This is a genomic window from Bradyrhizobium sp. BLXBL-03 (assembly GCF_051853015.1).
GTDB lineage: Bacteria > Pseudomonadota > Alphaproteobacteria > Rhizobiales > Xanthobacteraceae > Bradyrhizobium > Bradyrhizobium manausense.
The window spans coordinates 5,450,155-5,465,432 of sequence record NZ_CP182470.1; the positions used below are offsets into that span (position 1 = coordinate 5,450,155).

Here is a 15,278-nt window from a genome sequence, read left to right on the forward strand (position 1 = left end):
ATGCCGGTCCGCAGCAACATCGTCGGCATCGACAGCCCGGAGGCGCTGGAGAAAGCGCTGCGCGCTGCCTATTACCTCGCCGACGAAGGCCTTGCGACCGCGGCCTATCTGGGCCTTGCGCTCGGCAAGCCGTTGCTGCTCGAGGGCGCGCCGGGTGTCGGCAAAACGGAGGCCGCAAAGGCCATCGCCGCCGTGCTCGGCCGCCGTCTGATCCGCCTGCAATGCTACGAGGGCATCGACGCCTCCGCTGCACTCTACGAGTGGAACTATCCGCGCCAGATGCTTGCGATCCGCCAGGCCGGCGACGAGAGCATCGACATCTACGGCGAGACATTCCTGATCGAGCGGCCGATGCTGGCGGCTTTGCGAGCCCCGGATTCGACCGTGCTGCTGATCGACGAAGTCGACCGCGCCGACCAGGAGTTCGAGGCTTTCCTGCTGGAATTCCTCTCCGACTTCCAGATCTCGATCCCCGAGCGCGGCACCGTGCGTGCTGCCGAACGCCCCGTCGTCGTCCTGACATCGAACCGGACGCGCGACCTGCACGAAGCGTTGCGCCGCCGCTGCGTCTATCACTGGATCGACTATCCCAACGAAGAGCGCGAGGCCCGCATCGTGATGCTGCGCGCCTCCAGCGTCGCCGAAGCGACCGCGCGGGCCGTCGTCGCGGCGGTCGGCAAGCTCCGGCGCGAGCCGCTGAGCAAGGCGCCTGGCATCGCCGAGGCCGTGGATTGGGCCGAGGCTGCAACGCTGCTGCACAAGGGCGGTGCGCGCTGGCCCGATGCGTTCAAGCGATCGATTGGCGTCGCGCTGAAGGACGAGGAGGATCTGCACTTCATCTCGCCCCGGCTCGACGCCATGCTCGCGGAGGCGACCGCATGAGCACCGAGCCCCAACTCCCGCGCGCCGCCCGCATCTTCGTCTCCTTCGTCGCATTGCTGCGTGCCAACGCCTTTGCCGTCGCGCCGGAACAAACCACCGCGTTCCTCACCGCGATCGAGCTGCTCGGCCCGCGCGACCTCGGCGATATCAGGCAGGCAGCACTCGCCACCCTCGCCCCGCCGCCCGAACGCCGCACGACGTTCGACCGCCTGTTCGACCTTCACTTCCGCGGCAGTGAGGCGATCGAGCATGCCGATGACGGCGAGGACGACGAGACCGTGCGGCTCCAGGAGGAAGGACGCGGCGACGAGGAGCCGCTGCGCTCCGACGACGCCAACGAATCCGGCCTGACCGCAACGCGCACCGAGGCGCTGGTCGAGCGACGCTTCGCGCAGCTCTCCACCACGGATGCGCTCCGCCGGCTGTCCCGCGAAGCGCCAAGGCGCCTGCCCAGGCGGCGTGGCCACCGCCGCATGCGCGCGCGCCGCGGGCCGTTTGCCGATCTTCGCCGTACCTTGCGCGACTCCGTCCGCAGCGACGGCGAGATCCTGCGGCTCGGGCATATGAAGCGGCGCCAGCGGCCGCGAAAATTCCTGCTGCTGATCGACGTCTCCGGTTCGATGAAGAGCCGCACCGAAGAGAACATGAAGCTGGCGCATGCGCTGGTGCAGGCCGCGCCCAATGTCGAGGTCTTCACCTTCGGCACCCGGCTGACCCGCGTCACCCGCGCGCTGCGGCTGAAGCGCCGCGAGCAGGCGCTGAGCGCGGCCGCGCATCTCGTCAGCGACTGGGATGGCGGCACCCGCATTGGCGATGCGCTCCAAGCCTTCCTAGCGGTGCCCCGCTTCGGCAGCTATGCGCGCGGGGCGGCCGTGGTCGTCATATCGGACGGGCTGGAGCGCGGCGAGCCCGATGCGTTGCGTGATGCGGTGGCAAAGCTGTCGCGGCGGGCCTGGCGCGTGAGCTGGCTGACGCCCCTGGCGACCGGCCCCGGCTTTCGGCCGCAGACCGAGGCGCTCGTTGCCATCGAGCGCTTTGTCGATGATCTCGTCGACGGTGGATCGAGCGCTTCGATCGTCGCGCATGTGCTGGCGCTGGGACGAAGGAGAGTTGCGTGACCGAGATTGTCGACGCCCATCATCACATCTGGCGGCAGGCCGACCTGCCCTGGCTGATCGGCCCGATGCAGCCGCGCATTTTCGGGCCCTACGAGGCCATCCGGCGCGATTATCCGATCGACGAATATCTCGACGATCTCAAAGGCAGCGGCGTGATCCGCTCGGTCTACGTGCAGACCAACTGGGCTAATGATTGTTTCGAGGACGAAGCGGCCTGGGTGCAACAAACCGCCGACGCGCACGGCTGGCCGCACGCCATCGTCGCCTATGCCAATTTCGCCGTGGACGATGTCCGTCCGCAGCTTGACCGCCTCAAGCGCTATTCCCCGGTGCGCGGCGTGCGCATGCAGCTGCATTGGCACGAAAATCCGCTCTATCGCTTCGCGGCCAAGCCCGATCTCTGCATCGATCCCGTGGTCCGCCGCAACGTCGCGCGTCTCGCCGGTTATGGCTGGAGTTTCGATCTGCAGGTCTTCACGCCGCAGATGCCGGATGCCGCGCATCTCGCCGACTCCTGCCCCAAGGTGACCTTCATCCTCCAGCATGCCGGCATGCTCGAAGACCTTTCGCCAGCGGGCCGCGCCGCCTGGCGCGCCGGGATGGCCCGGCTCGCCGCATGTCCGAATGTCGTCTCGAAGCTCTCCGGCCTCGGCACCTTCATCCATCGCAACGACCCCGCGCATATCGCCGCCGTCGTCGCCGACACCGTCGCGATCTTCGGCGCCGAGCGCTGCCTGTTCGGCTCGAATTTCCCGATCGAGAAATTGTGGACCAGCTATCGCGAGCTCGTTGAGGCCTTTCGCGCGGCGGCCGCGCCGCTGAGCGCCGAGCAACGGGATGCAATCTTCCGAGCTACGGCGACACGCGTCTATCGACTTTGAACGACAAGAAAGAACACAAGGAGGGCAACGAATGGCGCTGGAGATCAAGATCCTGGACTACGGCGATATCGAGCTGGAATCGAGCTTCCTGGTGCTCGGTCGCGATTGCGGCCGCACCCGCCGCGTCCTCACGCTGGGCTTTCTGATCCTCGGCGGCAAATATCCTGTCGTGGTCGACACCGGCTATCGCTCCAACCAGATCATGGAGACGCTGGGCATGCGCGGCTTGCAGTACCACGAACACATGATCGAGAACCAGCTCGCCCGCCACGGCGTGCGCATGGGCGACGTCCGTTTCGTCTGCCACACCCATCTGCACATCGATCATGCCGGCAAGGACGATCTGTTCCCGATGAACACGACCGTCGTGCTCAACCGCAAGGAACTGGAATATTCCGTCTCCGGCCTGATGCACCCGCAATATCCGGCGCCCGACATCAAGCACCTGATCGACCGTCTGCACACCAAGAGCGCGCTGCGCTTCCTCGACTTGGAGATCACCGGCCCGATCGAGCTGATGCCCGGCGTCTATTGCGACGCCGCCAATGCCCATACCGAGGGCTCGATGAACATCATCGTCGAAACCGCCGACGGCATTGCCACCATCTGCGGCGACGTGATCTACGATTTCAACGACCAGATCGTCACGCCCTTCCACGAGATCCACGACTGGGAGCCGCGCACCACCGGCAACCACGGCACCAGCAAACGTGCGGAGAAGGCCGCGATCAAGAAGCTGCTCAGCAATTCGCGCTACCTGCTGCCGGTGCACGACCGCCCCGCCAAGATCGAAGGCGGCAATGTCGTGGGCAGGCTGCACGACCAGGTCCCCGGACCGATCGTGCAGTCCCTGCCCGCGCGAAACTGGTTCCCCGCCTAGCATGATGTGAGGGCCGACCGATGACACATGTCACCCTGCGCTCCGAATTCGAGACGCTGATCGATCCCTACGCGCCCGTTGCGCAAGTCGGCACAGGCTTTGAGTTCACGGAAGGACCGATCTGGCATCCGGTCGATCATTACCTGTTGTTCTCGGACATGCCGGGCGACGTGCGCCGGCGCTGGGATGCGCGGCGCGGCGTCGTCGAGGTCAAGCGTCCGTCGAACAAGTGCAACGGCATGACCTACGATGCCGAGCTCAATTTGATCGTCTGCGAGCACGCGACCTCCTCGCTGATCCGCGAACGGCCGGACGGGCGGCGCGAGGTGCTGGCCTCGCACTTTGGCGGGCAGGAGCTCAACAGCCCGAACGATGTCTGCGTCCACTCCTCAGGCGCAATCTATTTCTCGGACCCCTGGTATGGCCGCATGCCGGTCTATGGGGTCGAGCGGCCGCGCCAGCTCGGCTTCCAGGGCGTCTATCGCGTGGTGCCCGGCGGCGAGCCGAAGCTGGTGGTCGACAGAACCTTGTTCGACCAGCCGAACGGCTTGTGCTTCTCGCCCGATGAAAGACTGCTCTATGTCAACGACACGGTGCAGGCGCTGATCCGAGTGTTCGACGTCAACGCCGACGGCACGCTGGCGAATGCGCGCGTGTTCGCCAGCGGCATCCGCTCCGAGCTCGAGGCTGGTGTGCCCGATGGCATGAAATGCGATCAGCACGGCAATGTCTGGGTCACCGCGCCCGGCGGCGTCTGGGTCTACTCGCCGCGCGGCGAGTTGCTCGGAAAAGTCCGCGTGCCGGAGCTGGTCGCCAACCTCGCATGGGGTGGGCCGGATTTCCGCACGCTGTACCTGACCGCGACGCATTCGGTCTATGCCATCCCGACCAGGACCGGACCTCGCCACGAGCCCTATATGAGCGGACGGCGCAGCAGCGGTGGTACGAGCACGGGGCCCGCGGCAGCGGCGCCGATCCTCGCCGATGGCGAGTTGCGGCTCGATCCGAACCGCTGCGCCATGATCATCCAGGATCTGCAGAACGACGTGATCATGGATGGCGGCGCCTTCGCCGACTCCGGTGCGCCAGGCCATGCCAAGCAACAGCACGTGGTGGAGAACGTCCGGCGCCTGGCAGAGACCGCGCGGGCGCGCGGCGTCGCCATCATTCATGTCTGGTTCGTGGTCGAAGCAGGCGCGCCCGGCGTGACGCTGAACGCGCCGCTGTTCGAGGGCCTGGTCGACAGCAAGGCCATGGTGCGCGGCAGCTGGGGCGCCGCGCCGGTGTCAGGCCTCGAGCCGCGGCCCGGCGATTTCGTGGTCGAGAAGATGCGCATGAGCGCCTGGGAAGGCACCAAGCTGGAGACGATCCTGAAAGCCACCGGCCGCGACATGATCATCAATACCGGGGCCTGGACCAACATGTCGGTCGAGCACACCGCGCGCACCGGCGCCGACAAGGGCTACTTCATGATCGTGCCGGAGGACTGCTGCTCGACCATGAATGCCGACTGGCACTCGGCGTCGATCAATTTTGCCATGCAGAACGTCGCCGTGGTCACGCGCGCGGATGCCGTCATCAGAGCGCTGGGATGAGCGGTGGCGAAGCTTCTGCATCTCTCCTGCTCGCCGCGCCCCGACTCCGAGTCCAGTGCCGGTGCAGGCGTGTTCCTTGACGGCTTTCGCCAGGCCCGCCCCGATTGGGACATCGACGTCGCCGACCTCTGGCGCGAGCGGATGCCGGAATTTGCAGGTCCCATCGTCGAGGCCAAATATGCGCGCATGAACGCGCAGGCCTTCAACGATGCTCAGCGGAACAGCTTTGCCGAAGCCGAGCGGATGGCCCTGCGCTTCGCGCTGGCCGATCGCGTGCTGATCTCGACGCCGATGTGGAACTTCGGCATCCCCTACAAGCTGAAGCAGTGGTTCGACATCATCATCCAGCCCGGCCTGACGTTCCGCTTCGATCCCGCGCAAGGATACCTTCCGCTGCTGAAGGACCGGCCGACCATTGTCATCCTCGCCTCGGGCAGCGATTTCGCGACCGGCATGAACCGCGGTCGCATCGACATGGCGACACCCTATTTGCGCGAAGCGCTCCGCTTCATCGGTGTCAGCGACGTGCGCTTCGTGCCGATCGGCCCAACCGCAGGACCGGCCGAACCGATCCGCGCCGCCCGCGAGTCTGCGCATCGCCGCCTCGCCGAGATGGCGAAGCGGTTCTGAGCCGCATTGTCAGCTGAACCGCCCGGCGCCATGACTCATGGCCATCACTCTCCGTCCGGCGCGATCACGCCTTTGGAGAAGATGAAGCAGCCGTAGAAGCGCCGCTCGCCGGTGGCGATGACGCAATAGGCCGTCTTGGCCTTCTCATAGAAGGCGTGACGCTCGACCCCGACCAGCGGCCAGGAACGTCCCTCGGCGCGGTCGATCACGGCCTGCACTTCGCGCTGCACCGGCGGCACCTCCTGCGGCTGGCCGACGATCTCCATCCGCATGGCCGCGTCGTCCACGAACGTATCGAGCGGCAGCACCGAGAGAATGGCTTCGACCGCCTTTGCGGTGCTGACATTGTCGATGCGAAGCAGCTCGCCGAATGCGGTCTGGCGCGCAATCGAGTCGGCCGGGAAATTGGTATCGCACACGACCAGACGATCCCCGTGCCCCATGGCACGCAAGGCATAGAGCACGTCGGCATTGAGCAGCGGGTTGATGCCCTTGAGCATGTTGTATCGTTCCCTCTCTCGGAATTGCCCGGACTCTGTTGGTCCGGCTGTCCATCTATATCACCCCCAATCGACTTCTCCAGTCGCTATAAGCAGGCGTCCCGCGGATCGACCTTCGCCCCACTCCGCAATCCAGCGACTTGAGCCATGCCGTTGGTGATCGGGCCTGATTTCCGGCCGTCACATCCCCCAGCGAAGGGCCGCGGTATGCACCGGCGCGTCCCACAATTCCTTTGACTGGTCATCGAGCACCGAGACCGTGATCGATGCGCCAGCCATGTCGAGGGACGTCACGTAGGAGCCGGTCAGGAAACGCGTCGCCGTGATGCCGGCGCCATCCAGGATGCGCTTGGCACTGTTGACCATCAGATAGAGCTCGATCAGCGGCGTTGCGCCGAACCCGTTGACCAGAAGCAGGACTTCGCTGCCCTTGCTCGGCGCGAGATCATCCAGGATCGCGCCAACCATGTCGGCTGCAATCGCATCGGCGGAGGTCAGCGGCACCCTGCGGCGGCCCGGTTCGCCATGGATGCCAACCCCCATCTCCATTTCGTTGTCAGCCAGGGTGAAATTCGGCCGCCCCGCCGCAGGAACGGTGCACGGCAACAGCGCCACGCCCATCGAGCGGGTGCGCCTGTTGACATCATCGCCGAGCGCCTTGAGCGCGGCGAGCGGCATGCCCTTTTCGGCCGCAGCGCCGACCATCTTTTCCACGATCAGCGTGCCTGCAACGCCGCGACGCCCGGTGGTGTAGGTCGATTTTTCGACCGCGACATCGTCATTGGTCACGATGCTCGCGACCTCGCAGCCCGCCATCTCGGCGGCCATGGTGAAATTCATCACATCGCCTTCGTAATTCTTGACGATGAAGAGCACGCCTGCCCCGGTATCGACGGCCTCGGCCGCCTCGATCATCTGATCCGGCGTCGGCGAGGTGAAGACCTGGCCCGGACAGGCGGCATCGAGCATGCCATGGCCGACAAAGCCGGCATGAAGCGGTTCATGGCCGGAGCCGCCGCCCGAGATCAGCGCGACCTTGCCCGGCTTCGGATTGCGGCGGCGCACGAACTTCCTGTCAGCACCGAGCTGCAGGATATCGGCATGCGCGGCCGCGAGCCCATCGAGACTCTCTTCGAGCACCGTGTCGGCGCTGTTGATCAACTTTTTCATGGCGTCCTCCCGGTTATCTCTTGCGTTTCGAATTCGTCAGCCGATGCTCTCCGCGTAACGCGCGAGCTGGGCGGCAAAGTCGACGATGAGCTGCTCCAGCGCACGATTTTTCTTGTCGTCGCCGAGATCGGGCACCGTCACGGTCACATCGCGGGTGCGCGTCTCGCGATGCGCGCCGCGCAGCCGCCCCGGATGCGCGCGCCCATAGGCTTCCAGAAAGGCCGCGCGCTCGGTACCAGAGAGATGGCAGACCTCGAAGATGATCGCGACATGCTTTGCCGGAATCGGCACCAGATAGGCCGGATTCGTAATCTGGCTGACGAAGGAGCGGTTCTTGCCAAGCGCCGCCGCGAGCTTCAACCGCGTTCCGGATGGCCGGTTGTCGAGCGCCCGCCGCAGGATGAGCTTGTAATCCGCGACGTTGCTGTCGCCCGGCCGGCTTATGTCCTCGCCTGCATCCTCGCTCATGCGCTCACCCCGGCGATGGCGGCTTTGAGCCGGGCCACAGCGATCGGCGAGACCGAGAGGGTTGTCAGGCCGGTCGCCAGCAGCACCTTCGTCAAGCGCGTATCGGCGGCGGCATCGCCGCAGAGCGAGACCTCGACGCCGCGCTTGCGCCCGGCCTCGACCGTCCGTGCGATCAGCGCCAGCACGGCGGGATGGCCGGCATCGTTGAGGTCGGCGACGGCGCCGATGTCGCGCGCCGCGGCCATTGTGTATTGGGTCAGGTCATTTGAGCCGATGGAATAGAACGCCGCGCCGAAATCTTCCGCGCAGAGCGCGGCCGAGGGGACCTCGACCATGATGCCGAGAGGCGGCCTGGCGCAGTCTGTGCCTGCTGCCTTCAGTGCGGCGAATTCCTCGTCCAGCATGACGTTCGCACGATCGAGCTCCGAGGGAATCGCGATCATCGGCAGCATCACCTTCAGCGTCCCATGCACGGCTGCACGGCACAGCGCCCGCAACTGCACGCGAAACACCTCCGGCCGCGACAGCGAGAGCCTGATACCGCGCCGGCCCAGGAACGGATTGCGCTCGCCATCATCAGTCACGCCGGGGATCGGCTTGTCGCCGCCGGCATCGAGGGTGCGGATCGTCACCGGTCGCCCCGCGGCCCATTCGAGAATGCGGCGGTAGACCGCGCATTGTGCATCCTCGCCCGGAAGCCCTCTCGATCCCTCGAACAGGAACTCCGTCCGTACGAGTCCAATGCCGTCGCAGATGGCGGGATCGAGGCCTGCGAGATCTTCCGGCGCAGCGACATTGAGGAGAACGGCGATACGGCGCCCATCTGCTGTCACCGCGGGCTTGAGGCGACCAGCATCGGCGGCAATCTGCGCGGCATTCGCAGCCGCCATGCGTTGCTCGAACAGCCGGCGCGTTTCGGGCATGGGATTGAAGATCACGGTGCCGGCGTCACCGTCGACCAGCGCCAGTGACGGCGGCTGTCCGTTCCATGGCAACGGCCCCAACCCAACAACCATTGGAGCGCCCCGCGATCGCGCGAGCATCGCGACATGCGACGATGGCGATCCGCTGGCGAGCGCAATCGCGCCGCCGCGGGTCCAGTCAACGGCAAGGAATGTCGATGGCGAAATATCATCACCCGTAACGACGGAATCGCCGGAGATGTTTGCTATCGTGTTTGCACCGTTCAGGCCCGCGAGGACGCGATCGCGAATGTCGACAAGATCGGCAGCACGCGCCCGAAAATATTCCTCATCCGCCGCGCGGTAGCCGGCGATCTCGACGTCGAGTGCCACCCGCCAGGCTTCATCGGCGGCCGTACCGCCCGCAATGGCTTCGTAAGCGCCCTCCGCTAGCGCATCGTCGCCGAGCATTGCAACCTGGAACTCCAGGATCTCCGCGGCCTCGCCGTGGACCGTCGCGATCAAATCGGCGAGCTCGCTTGCAGCGCCCTCGATCGCCGCCTTCAGCGCTGCGGCCTCCTGTGCCGGATCGCCCTTCTCAGCCCTGCTCGCCACTTCGCTCGTCAGCACCGCGACCGGGCCGATGGCAAGGCCTGGCGAAGCGGGATGGCCGGTCAGGTGAATCTCGCCCACGACTTATGCCTCGCCGAACCCGTCATGCACCAGCGCCAGCATGGCCGCGAGCGCCGCCTCGCCATCAGGACCGTTGACGCGGAAATGCAGCGTTGCGCCCTGCGGCGCTTTCACACGCATCACCTTCACCGGGCTCTTGGCGTCCGTCCACGGTCCCTCGGCCGCAAGCGCAATCTCGATCTTTGCGGTAAAGCCCTTTGCCAGTTGCGTGAGCTTCACCGATGGCCGCGCGTGCAGGCCGACCGGATTGACGAGGACCGCCGAGGCGGTCAGCGGCGCAAACGTCTGGGCCGCCCGGTTGGCGTTAACATCATGCATAGAATTCCTCCGCACTGCGCTTGACGGCGGCAAGCGATGAGCCGCCCGACGATTCGGTCGCGGCGATCACCGCCCCCTCGACCACTGGGGCATTGCAAACCAGAACGCGCGCGCGACGATCTTCGGGGAGCATCTCCACTGCCATCTCGGAATTGGTCTCGGCACCCCCGAGGTCGACCAGGATCGCCACGCCTGCCGGCGACCAGGCCGACTCGATCGCCTCGAGGATTCCGGAAACGTTCGTACCAAGCCCGCCATCGACATCGCCGCCGGTCCAGGCCAGCGGCACTGCGTCACCGACCATCTGGCGCACCATGTCGGCCGCGCCTTCCGCGATCTTCGGTGAATGCGACACGATGACAATTCCGACGTTGCTCATGGATTGACCTCGAACTCCAGTGTCTCAACGGCTGCGCCGATCAGAAGGGACGCCGAGCGCGAGCCGGGATCCATGTGACCGATGGAACGTTCACCAAGGAACGATGCGCGGCCGCGAATCGCCTGCATCGGCGTGGTGCGATCGGCGGCCTGCGCAGCCTCGGCCGCGATCGCCTTGGCATCGCCGCCTCCCGCCAGGACGGCGTGAACCGGCACCAGGACATCCAGCAGGGTTTTCTGCCCCGCCTCCGAACGGCCGCGCGCCTTGACGGCTTCGATCGCCTTCTCCGTCGCGGCGACCAGATCAGACCGGCTCGGTTGCTCCGGAAGGGCCTTACCCAGTTCCATGAAGAAAGTTCCGACCAGCGGCCCCGACGCGCCGCCGACCTTCATCACCAACGTCATTCCTATCGCCTTCAGCATTTCGGGAAGCGACTTGTCGGCAAGGCCCGGCAGTGCCGCCAGCACCGCCTCGAAACCGCGCTTCATGTTCAGCCCGTGATCCCCATCGCCAATCGCCTGGTCGAGGCTCGTCAATTCGTCCGCGTGCTCGATCACTGAACCCGCCAGCGCTCGCACCAATCTTTCCCTGGCTACCCGATCAAGGCTCATGCCGCCACCCTCCAGCCATTCGCATCGAAAAACAGCGGTTTGTTGAGACAGAGTGACACGACATCTCCGGCGCCAAAGCCCGCCTCGGGATCCGCCAGGGTCACAACTGGCCGGCCGGCGAGGTCGAGATGGAGATGGCTCTGGTCGCCGAGATGCTCGACCCGCTTGACAATTGCCGAGACCTCGCCGCCGCCGCGCGCGATTGTCAGATGCTCGGTCCGCGCGCCGACCGTCGCGGCGCCGGCAGGCGCACGGCCGAACAGAGCTGCCGGAAGCAGGTTGATCGTCGGCTGGCCCAGCCTTGCTGCGACATGCGCGTTGATCGGGTTCTCGTAGATCTCGCGCGGCGAGCCGATCTGCAACAGCCGTCCGCCCTCGATCACGCCGATGCGCGAGGCCATGGTCATCGCTTCGGTTTGGTCGTGGGTGACATAAAGAATCGTCGCGCCGAGATCGACCTGGATGCGCTTGAGCTCGAGGCGCAACTCGCCGCGCAGCTTGGCATCCAGCGAGGACAGCGGCTCGTCCATCAGATAGATCGAGGGCGAACGCACCAGCGCCCGGCCGATCGCGACGCGCTGCATCTGCCCGCCCGAGAGCTGCGTCGCCTTGTTGTCCAGCTTGTTCTCGATGTGAAGCAGACGCGCGACCTCCCGCACTTTCATGCGAATATCGGCCTCGCCCACGCGGCGGGTCGGCGCCCGCAGCGCGAAGGCCATGTTCTCGAACACGGTGAGGTGCGGATACAGCGAATATTGCTGGAAGACGAAGGCCACATCGCGGTCCGCCGGCGCATTGCCGGTGACGTCACGCCCGTCGATCCGGATCGAGCCGCTATCCGGCTGCTCCAATCCGGCGATCAATCGCAATGCCGTGGTCTTGCCGGCACCGGTGGGCCCGAGCAGCGCGACGAACTCGCCGTCGCCGATGGTCAGCGACAGATCACCCAAGGCTTGCGTCTTGCCGAAGGCTTTGGAAACGGAGACGATCTCGACCTCAGCCATGCGCAACTCCTTCATGCAGCGCGGTGCGAATGGCCCGGCCCGACGCCTTGTCGAAGATCGACAGCGTGTCGGGCCGGAAGTCGAGCCCAACGGTCTCGCCCGTCCGAAACGATCTGCTGCTGGGCGAGCGGGCCTTGAGCGCGCCATAGCTGGTCGTCACCGTCACGATCTGCGTCGTGCCCAGATATTCGGTGCCATAGACCTCGCCGCGCACCATGCCGCGATCGGTGAAGCGCACGTGCTCGGGTCGCACGCCAAGCACGAGCTCGCTCTCCGCCATCGCCTCGCGTGCAGCCGGAATGGCCACATCGCGCTCGCCGAGCCGGATTGCCTCGGCGCCGGTCTGCAGGCCGCCACGGAACGGCAGGAAGTTCATCGGCGGCGAGCCGATGAAATCCGCAACGAACAGCGAAGCCGGCCGGTCATAGATGTCCCGCGGGCTTGCGACCTGCTCGACAACGCCGTTGTTCATCACCGCGATCCTGTCGGCCATCGCCATGGCCTCGAGCTGGTCATGGGTGACATAGACGGTCGTCGCGCCGAGCCGGTCATGCAGGGCACGCAGCTCATGAATCATGGCCTCGCGCATCTCGGTATCGAGCGCGCCCAGCGGCTCGTCCATCAGGAAGCATTTTGGCTTGCGCACGATCGCCCGCCCGAGCGCGACGCGCTGCCGGTCGCCGCCGGCAAGGCCCGAGACGGAACGGTCGAGGAGATGGGAGATCCGCAGGATGCGCGCGGCCTCGACGACGCGACGGTCACGCTCGGCCGCACCGATGCCCTCGCATTTCAGGGGAAAGCCGATGTTGCGCCGGACATTCATGTGCGGATAGAGCGCAAACAGCTGGAACACGAAGGCGATGTCGCGCGCCGAGGCGCGGTTCATCGTCACGTCCTCACCGTCGAGCCTGATCGTGCCTGCCGTCGGCAGCTCCAGGCCGGCGATCATGCGGAGCGTTGTGGTCTTGCCGCAGCCGGAAGGTCCGAGCAGACAAAGGAACTGGCCGTCCTCCACGGTGAAGCTTGCGGACTTGACGGCATGGAAGTCACCAAAGGATTTGTCGAGCGCCTCGACCTTGATCTGTGCCATCGCGCTACTCCCGGACCTTCGACACGATGGTGAACATCACCGTGCCGAACAGGGTTGTTGCGAACGACCAGGAATACAGGGTCAGTGAGAATGGCTGCATCAGCATCACCACACCGGCAGCGATCATCGCGGTCGCCACGGCTTCAAGCGGGCCGCGGCGCAGCATGCGGTCTGCAAGCCCGCGAGGCGCGATGGATGGGGTGACATCGAGGCTCATTTGCGGACAGCTCCAAAGGTGATGCCGCGCAACAGATGCTTGCGCAGAAGCACCGTGAACACCACGATCGGCACCAGGAACAGCGTGGTGCCGGCGGCCACCGCGGGCCAGTCCTGCCCGCCCTCGCCGATGATGATCGGAATGAACGGCGGTGCCGTCTGCGCGTTGCCCGAGGTGAGAAGCACGGCGAAGGCGTATTCGTTCCAGGCGAAGATCAGGCAGAAGATCGCGGTTGCCGCGATTCCCGTGGTGGCCTGCGGCAGCACCACCTTCACGAAGGCCTGGAAGCGGGTGTAGCCGTCGATCATCGCCGCTTCCTCGTACTCGCGCGGGATTTCGTCGATGAAGCCCTTGAGCAGCCAGACGGCGAGCGAGACATTGACCGAGGTGTAGAGCAGAATCATCCCGAGCCTGGTGTCCGACAATCCGATGGTGCGGTACATCAGATAGATCGGGATCGCGACCGCGATCGGGGGCATCATCCTGGTCGACAGGATGAAGAACAGCAGATCATCCTTCAGCGGCACGCGGAAGCGCGAGAAGCCGTAGGCCGACAAAGTGCCGAGCGCGACGGCGAGCACGGTCGAACCGAACGCGATGATCAGTGAGTTGACGAAGCGCGGCACATAGTTCGAGGGACCGGCAACCACCATGTTGCGGCTGCGCGCGATGTCGTCGCACATCCCCTGCGGCGGCCCCAGCGAACGGATGAATTCCGGCGTCTGGCGCGACCGCGTCGTGAACAGGTTGCAGAAGCCTTCGAGCGACGGCTTGAACAGCACCTTGGGCGGATAGGAGATCGCATCGTCAGGCGACTTGAACGCGGTGAGCATGATCCAGACCAGCGGGATCATGGTGATGACGGCGTAGAGCACGACCAGCGAACCGGCAAAGCGCCGCGTCGTGGCCGAGGGCTCGACGACCGAATGGGCTGTGGTGGCTGAGGTCATCGGCTTTTCACCTTGTTCAGCGCCTTGACGTAGATATTGGCGAGGCCGAAGACCGTCACGAACAGGATGATCGCGAAGGCCGAGGAATAGCCGGTGCGCCAGCTCTCGAACGCGGCACGCTTGAGCGTGATCGAGGCAACTTCGGTGGTCGATCCCGGCCCCCCGCCGGTCAGCAGATTGACCATGTCGAACATCTTGAAATTCTCGATGCCGCGAAACAGCACCGCCAGCATGATGAACGGCAGTGCCATCGGCAGCGTGATCGACCAGAACTGCCGCCATTTCGACGCGCGATCGACCTCCGCCGCTTCGTAGATGTAATCGGGAATCGAACGCAGGCCTGCGAGGCAGATCAGCATCACATAGGGCGTCCACATCCAGGCATCGACGATGACGATGGCCCAGGGGCTCAGCGTGACGTCGCCCAGCATCTGGAAGGACGAGGCCGCGCGTCCGGTGAAGAAGGCGACGACGTAATTGAACAGTCCGATCTGGGGCTGGTACAGGAACGTCCAGAAATTGCCGACGACGGCCGGCGACAGCATCATCGGCAGCAGGATGATCGTGGTCCAAATCCCGTGGCCCCTGAACTTCTTGTCGATGAGATAGGCGAGGCCAAACCCGAGAACGGTCTCGATCACGACAGTCCAGATCACGAAATGCGCCGTCACCTGCATCGCCGCCCAGATGTCCGGATCGGTCAGGATCGACTGGTACCAGTCGGCGCCCAGCCAGATCGTCGGCACATTGGCTCTGTTGGCGCGATAGTTCGTGAACGACAGATAGATGGTCCAGAGCAGCGGAAAGATGTTGATAGCCAGCAGCAACACGATCGTCGGCGTGATGAAGAGCCACGCGAGCGTCCTGTCCGACAGGCCGCGGATACGATGCGCCACACTGGGCCGGACCATGACGGCCCGATAGGTGATGCGCGAAGAGGCACTCAATTCATTCATTGCAGCGACCGATCCTGGCACCCGGGATGTCGAC

The 15,278-nt window shown here is 65.3% G+C and carries 18 protein-coding genes; 6 read left to right on the top strand and 12 right to left on the bottom strand.

Features of this window, described 5'->3' with window-relative positions:
- Genes ACNJX9_RS26295 through ACNJX9_RS26320 form a run of 6 tightly spaced genes read left to right on the top strand, consistent with a single transcriptional unit; the run spans position 1 to position 5,986 of the window.
- Entirely contained in the window at positions 1 to 882 is an 882-nt protein-coding gene (locus tag ACNJX9_RS26295) for an AAA family ATPase (protein WP_439404942.1), read from the top strand.
- Entirely contained in the window at positions 879 to 2,000 is a 1,122-nt protein-coding gene (locus ACNJX9_RS26300; RefSeq protein WP_439404944.1) for a vWA domain-containing protein, read from the top strand. Before ACNJX9_RS26295 ends, ACNJX9_RS26300 begins: the two co-directional genes overlap by 4 nt.
- Entirely contained in the window at positions 1,997 to 2,881 is an 885-nt protein-coding gene (locus tag ACNJX9_RS26305; RefSeq protein ID WP_439404946.1) for an amidohydrolase family protein, read from the top strand. Before ACNJX9_RS26300 ends, ACNJX9_RS26305 begins: the two co-directional genes overlap by 4 nt.
- Positions 2,882 to 2,912: 31 nt before the next feature.
- Positions 2,913 to 3,761: an MBL fold metallo-hydrolase gene (locus tag ACNJX9_RS26310; protein ID WP_057758792.1), complete on the top strand. Its 849-nt coding sequence runs from the start codon at positions 2,913 to 2,915 to the stop codon at positions 3,759 to 3,761.
- Positions 3,762 to 3,781: 20 nt separating this feature from the next.
- Complete coding sequence (locus tag ACNJX9_RS26315; protein WP_439404947.1) at positions 3,782 to 5,356, top strand: isochorismatase family protein; 1,575 nt, start codon at positions 3,782 to 3,784, stop codon at positions 5,354 to 5,356.
- Positions 5,357 to 5,359: 3 nt separating this feature from the next.
- The gene (locus ACNJX9_RS26320) at positions 5,360 to 5,986 is read left to right on the top strand and encodes an FMN-dependent NADH-azoreductase (protein ID WP_439404948.1); all 627 of its coding nucleotides are present in this window, start codon (positions 5,360 to 5,362) and stop codon (positions 5,984 to 5,986) included.
- Positions 5,987 to 6,030: 44 nt separating this feature from the next.
- Here ACNJX9_RS26320 and ACNJX9_RS26325 read toward each other — a convergent pair whose 3' ends face one another.
- The 12 genes from ACNJX9_RS26325 to ACNJX9_RS26380 form a co-directional block, all read right to left on the bottom strand.
- Positions 6,031 to 6,486: an RbsD/FucU family protein gene (locus ACNJX9_RS26325; protein WP_057758798.1), complete on the bottom strand. Its 456-nt coding sequence runs from the start codon at positions 6,484 to 6,486 to the stop codon at positions 6,031 to 6,033.
- A 180-nt stretch (positions 6,487 to 6,666) separates the two neighbouring features.
- Positions 6,667 to 7,656 carry a dihydroxyacetone kinase subunit DhaK gene (gene dhaK / locus ACNJX9_RS26330; protein ID WP_439404949.1) on the bottom strand — a complete coding sequence of 330 codons (990 nt, stop codon included), beginning with the start codon at positions 7,654 to 7,656 and terminating at the stop codon, positions 6,667 to 6,669.
- Between the two features lie 36 nt (positions 7,657 to 7,692).
- Positions 7,693 to 8,124: a hypothetical protein gene (locus tag ACNJX9_RS26335; protein ID WP_057758802.1), complete on the bottom strand. Its 432-nt coding sequence runs from the start codon at positions 8,122 to 8,124 to the stop codon at positions 7,693 to 7,695.
- A complete protein-coding gene (gene ptsP / locus ACNJX9_RS26340) occupies positions 8,121 to 9,719 on the bottom strand; it encodes a phosphoenolpyruvate--protein phosphotransferase (RefSeq protein ID WP_439404951.1) in 1,599 nt (532 codons plus the stop codon). The genes ACNJX9_RS26335 and ptsP overlap by 4 nt, the downstream gene beginning before the upstream one ends.
- A gap of 3 nt (positions 9,720 to 9,722) precedes the next feature.
- Positions 9,723 to 10,037 (bottom strand): HPr family phosphocarrier protein, encoded by a 315-nt coding sequence (locus ACNJX9_RS26345; RefSeq protein WP_057758806.1) that lies wholly within the window; start codon positions 10,035 to 10,037, stop codon positions 9,723 to 9,725.
- Positions 10,030 to 10,416, bottom strand: coding sequence for a dihydroxyacetone kinase phosphoryl donor subunit DhaM (gene dhaM / locus ACNJX9_RS26350; protein WP_271602097.1), 387 nt, complete (start codon positions 10,414 to 10,416; stop codon positions 10,030 to 10,032). The genes ACNJX9_RS26345 and dhaM overlap by 8 nt, the downstream gene beginning before the upstream one ends.
- On the bottom strand, positions 10,413 to 11,027 hold the full coding sequence (gene dhaL / locus ACNJX9_RS26355) for a dihydroxyacetone kinase subunit DhaL (RefSeq protein ID WP_057758810.1): 615 nt from the start codon (positions 11,025 to 11,027) through the stop codon (positions 10,413 to 10,415). The genes dhaM and dhaL overlap by 4 nt, the downstream gene beginning before the upstream one ends.
- Entirely contained in the window at positions 11,024 to 12,031 is a 1,008-nt protein-coding gene (locus tag ACNJX9_RS26360) for an ABC transporter ATP-binding protein (RefSeq protein ID WP_057759109.1), read from the bottom strand. The genes dhaL and ACNJX9_RS26360 overlap by 4 nt, the downstream gene beginning before the upstream one ends.
- Entirely contained in the window at positions 12,024 to 13,121 is a 1,098-nt protein-coding gene (locus ACNJX9_RS26365) for an ABC transporter ATP-binding protein (RefSeq protein ID WP_057758812.1), read from the bottom strand. Before ACNJX9_RS26365 ends, ACNJX9_RS26360 begins: the two co-directional genes overlap by 8 nt.
- A 4-nt stretch (positions 13,122 to 13,125) precedes the next feature.
- Positions 13,126 to 13,338, bottom strand: a complete 213-nt coding sequence (locus ACNJX9_RS26370; protein ID WP_439404953.1) for a hypothetical protein — start codon at positions 13,336 to 13,338, stop codon at positions 13,126 to 13,128.
- Positions 13,335 to 14,288, bottom strand: coding sequence for a carbohydrate ABC transporter permease (locus ACNJX9_RS26375; RefSeq protein WP_057758816.1), 954 nt, complete (start codon positions 14,286 to 14,288; stop codon positions 13,335 to 13,337). Before ACNJX9_RS26375 ends, ACNJX9_RS26370 begins: the two co-directional genes overlap by 4 nt.
- Entirely contained in the window at positions 14,285 to 15,244 is a 960-nt protein-coding gene (locus ACNJX9_RS26380; RefSeq protein ID WP_057758818.1) for a carbohydrate ABC transporter permease, read from the bottom strand. Before ACNJX9_RS26380 ends, ACNJX9_RS26375 begins: the two co-directional genes overlap by 4 nt.
- Between the last annotated feature and the right edge of the window lie 34 nt (positions 15,245 to 15,278).

What these genes read in the sequence shown, in the direction of transcription:
- dhaM (WP_271602097.1), bottom strand. Translation starts at nt 10,416, where the DNA reads ATGAGCAACGTCGGAATTGTCATCGTGTCGCATTCACCGAAGATCGCG.
- dhaL (WP_057758810.1), bottom strand. Translation starts at nt 11,027, where the DNA reads ATGAGCCTTGATCGGGTAGCCAGGGAAAGATTGGTGCGAGCGCTGGCG.
- ACNJX9_RS26380 (WP_057758818.1), bottom strand. Translation starts at nt 15,244, where the DNA reads ATGAATGAATTGAGTGCCTCTTCGCGCATCACCTATCGGGCCGTCATG.
- ACNJX9_RS26365 (WP_057758812.1), bottom strand. Translation starts at nt 13,121, where the DNA reads ATGGCACAGATCAAGGTCGAGGCGCTCGACAAATCCTTTGGTGACTTC.
- ACNJX9_RS26370 (WP_439404953.1), bottom strand. Translation starts at nt 13,338, where the DNA reads ATGAGCCTCGATGTCACCCCATCCATCGCGCCTCGCGGGCTTGCAGAC.
- ACNJX9_RS26300 (WP_439404944.1), top strand. Translation starts at nt 879, where the DNA reads ATGAGCACCGAGCCCCAACTCCCGCGCGCCGCCCGCATCTTCGTCTCC.
- ACNJX9_RS26360 (WP_057759109.1), bottom strand. Translation starts at nt 12,031, where the DNA reads ATGGCTGAGGTCGAGATCGTCTCCGTTTCCAAAGCCTTCGGCAAGACG.
- ACNJX9_RS26325 (WP_057758798.1), bottom strand. Translation starts at nt 6,486, where the DNA reads ATGCTCAAGGGCATCAACCCGCTGCTCAATGCCGACGTGCTCTATGCC.
- ACNJX9_RS26315 (WP_439404947.1), top strand. Translation starts at nt 3,782, where the DNA reads ATGACACATGTCACCCTGCGCTCCGAATTCGAGACGCTGATCGATCCC.
- ACNJX9_RS26295 (WP_439404942.1), top strand. Translation starts at nt 1, where the DNA reads ATGCCGGTCCGCAGCAACATCGTCGGCATCGACAGCCCGGAGGCGCTG.
- dhaK (WP_439404949.1), bottom strand. Translation starts at nt 7,656, where the DNA reads ATGAAAAAGTTGATCAACAGCGCCGACACGGTGCTCGAAGAGAGTCTC.
- ACNJX9_RS26345 (WP_057758806.1), bottom strand. Translation starts at nt 10,037, where the DNA reads ATGCATGATGTTAACGCCAACCGGGCGGCCCAGACGTTTGCGCCGCTG.
- ACNJX9_RS26310 (WP_057758792.1), top strand. Translation starts at nt 2,913, where the DNA reads ATGGCGCTGGAGATCAAGATCCTGGACTACGGCGATATCGAGCTGGAA.
- ACNJX9_RS26375 (WP_057758816.1), bottom strand. Translation starts at nt 14,288, where the DNA reads ATGACCTCAGCCACCACAGCCCATTCGGTCGTCGAGCCCTCGGCCACG.
- ACNJX9_RS26335 (WP_057758802.1), bottom strand. Translation starts at nt 8,124, where the DNA reads ATGAGCGAGGATGCAGGCGAGGACATAAGCCGGCCGGGCGACAGCAAC.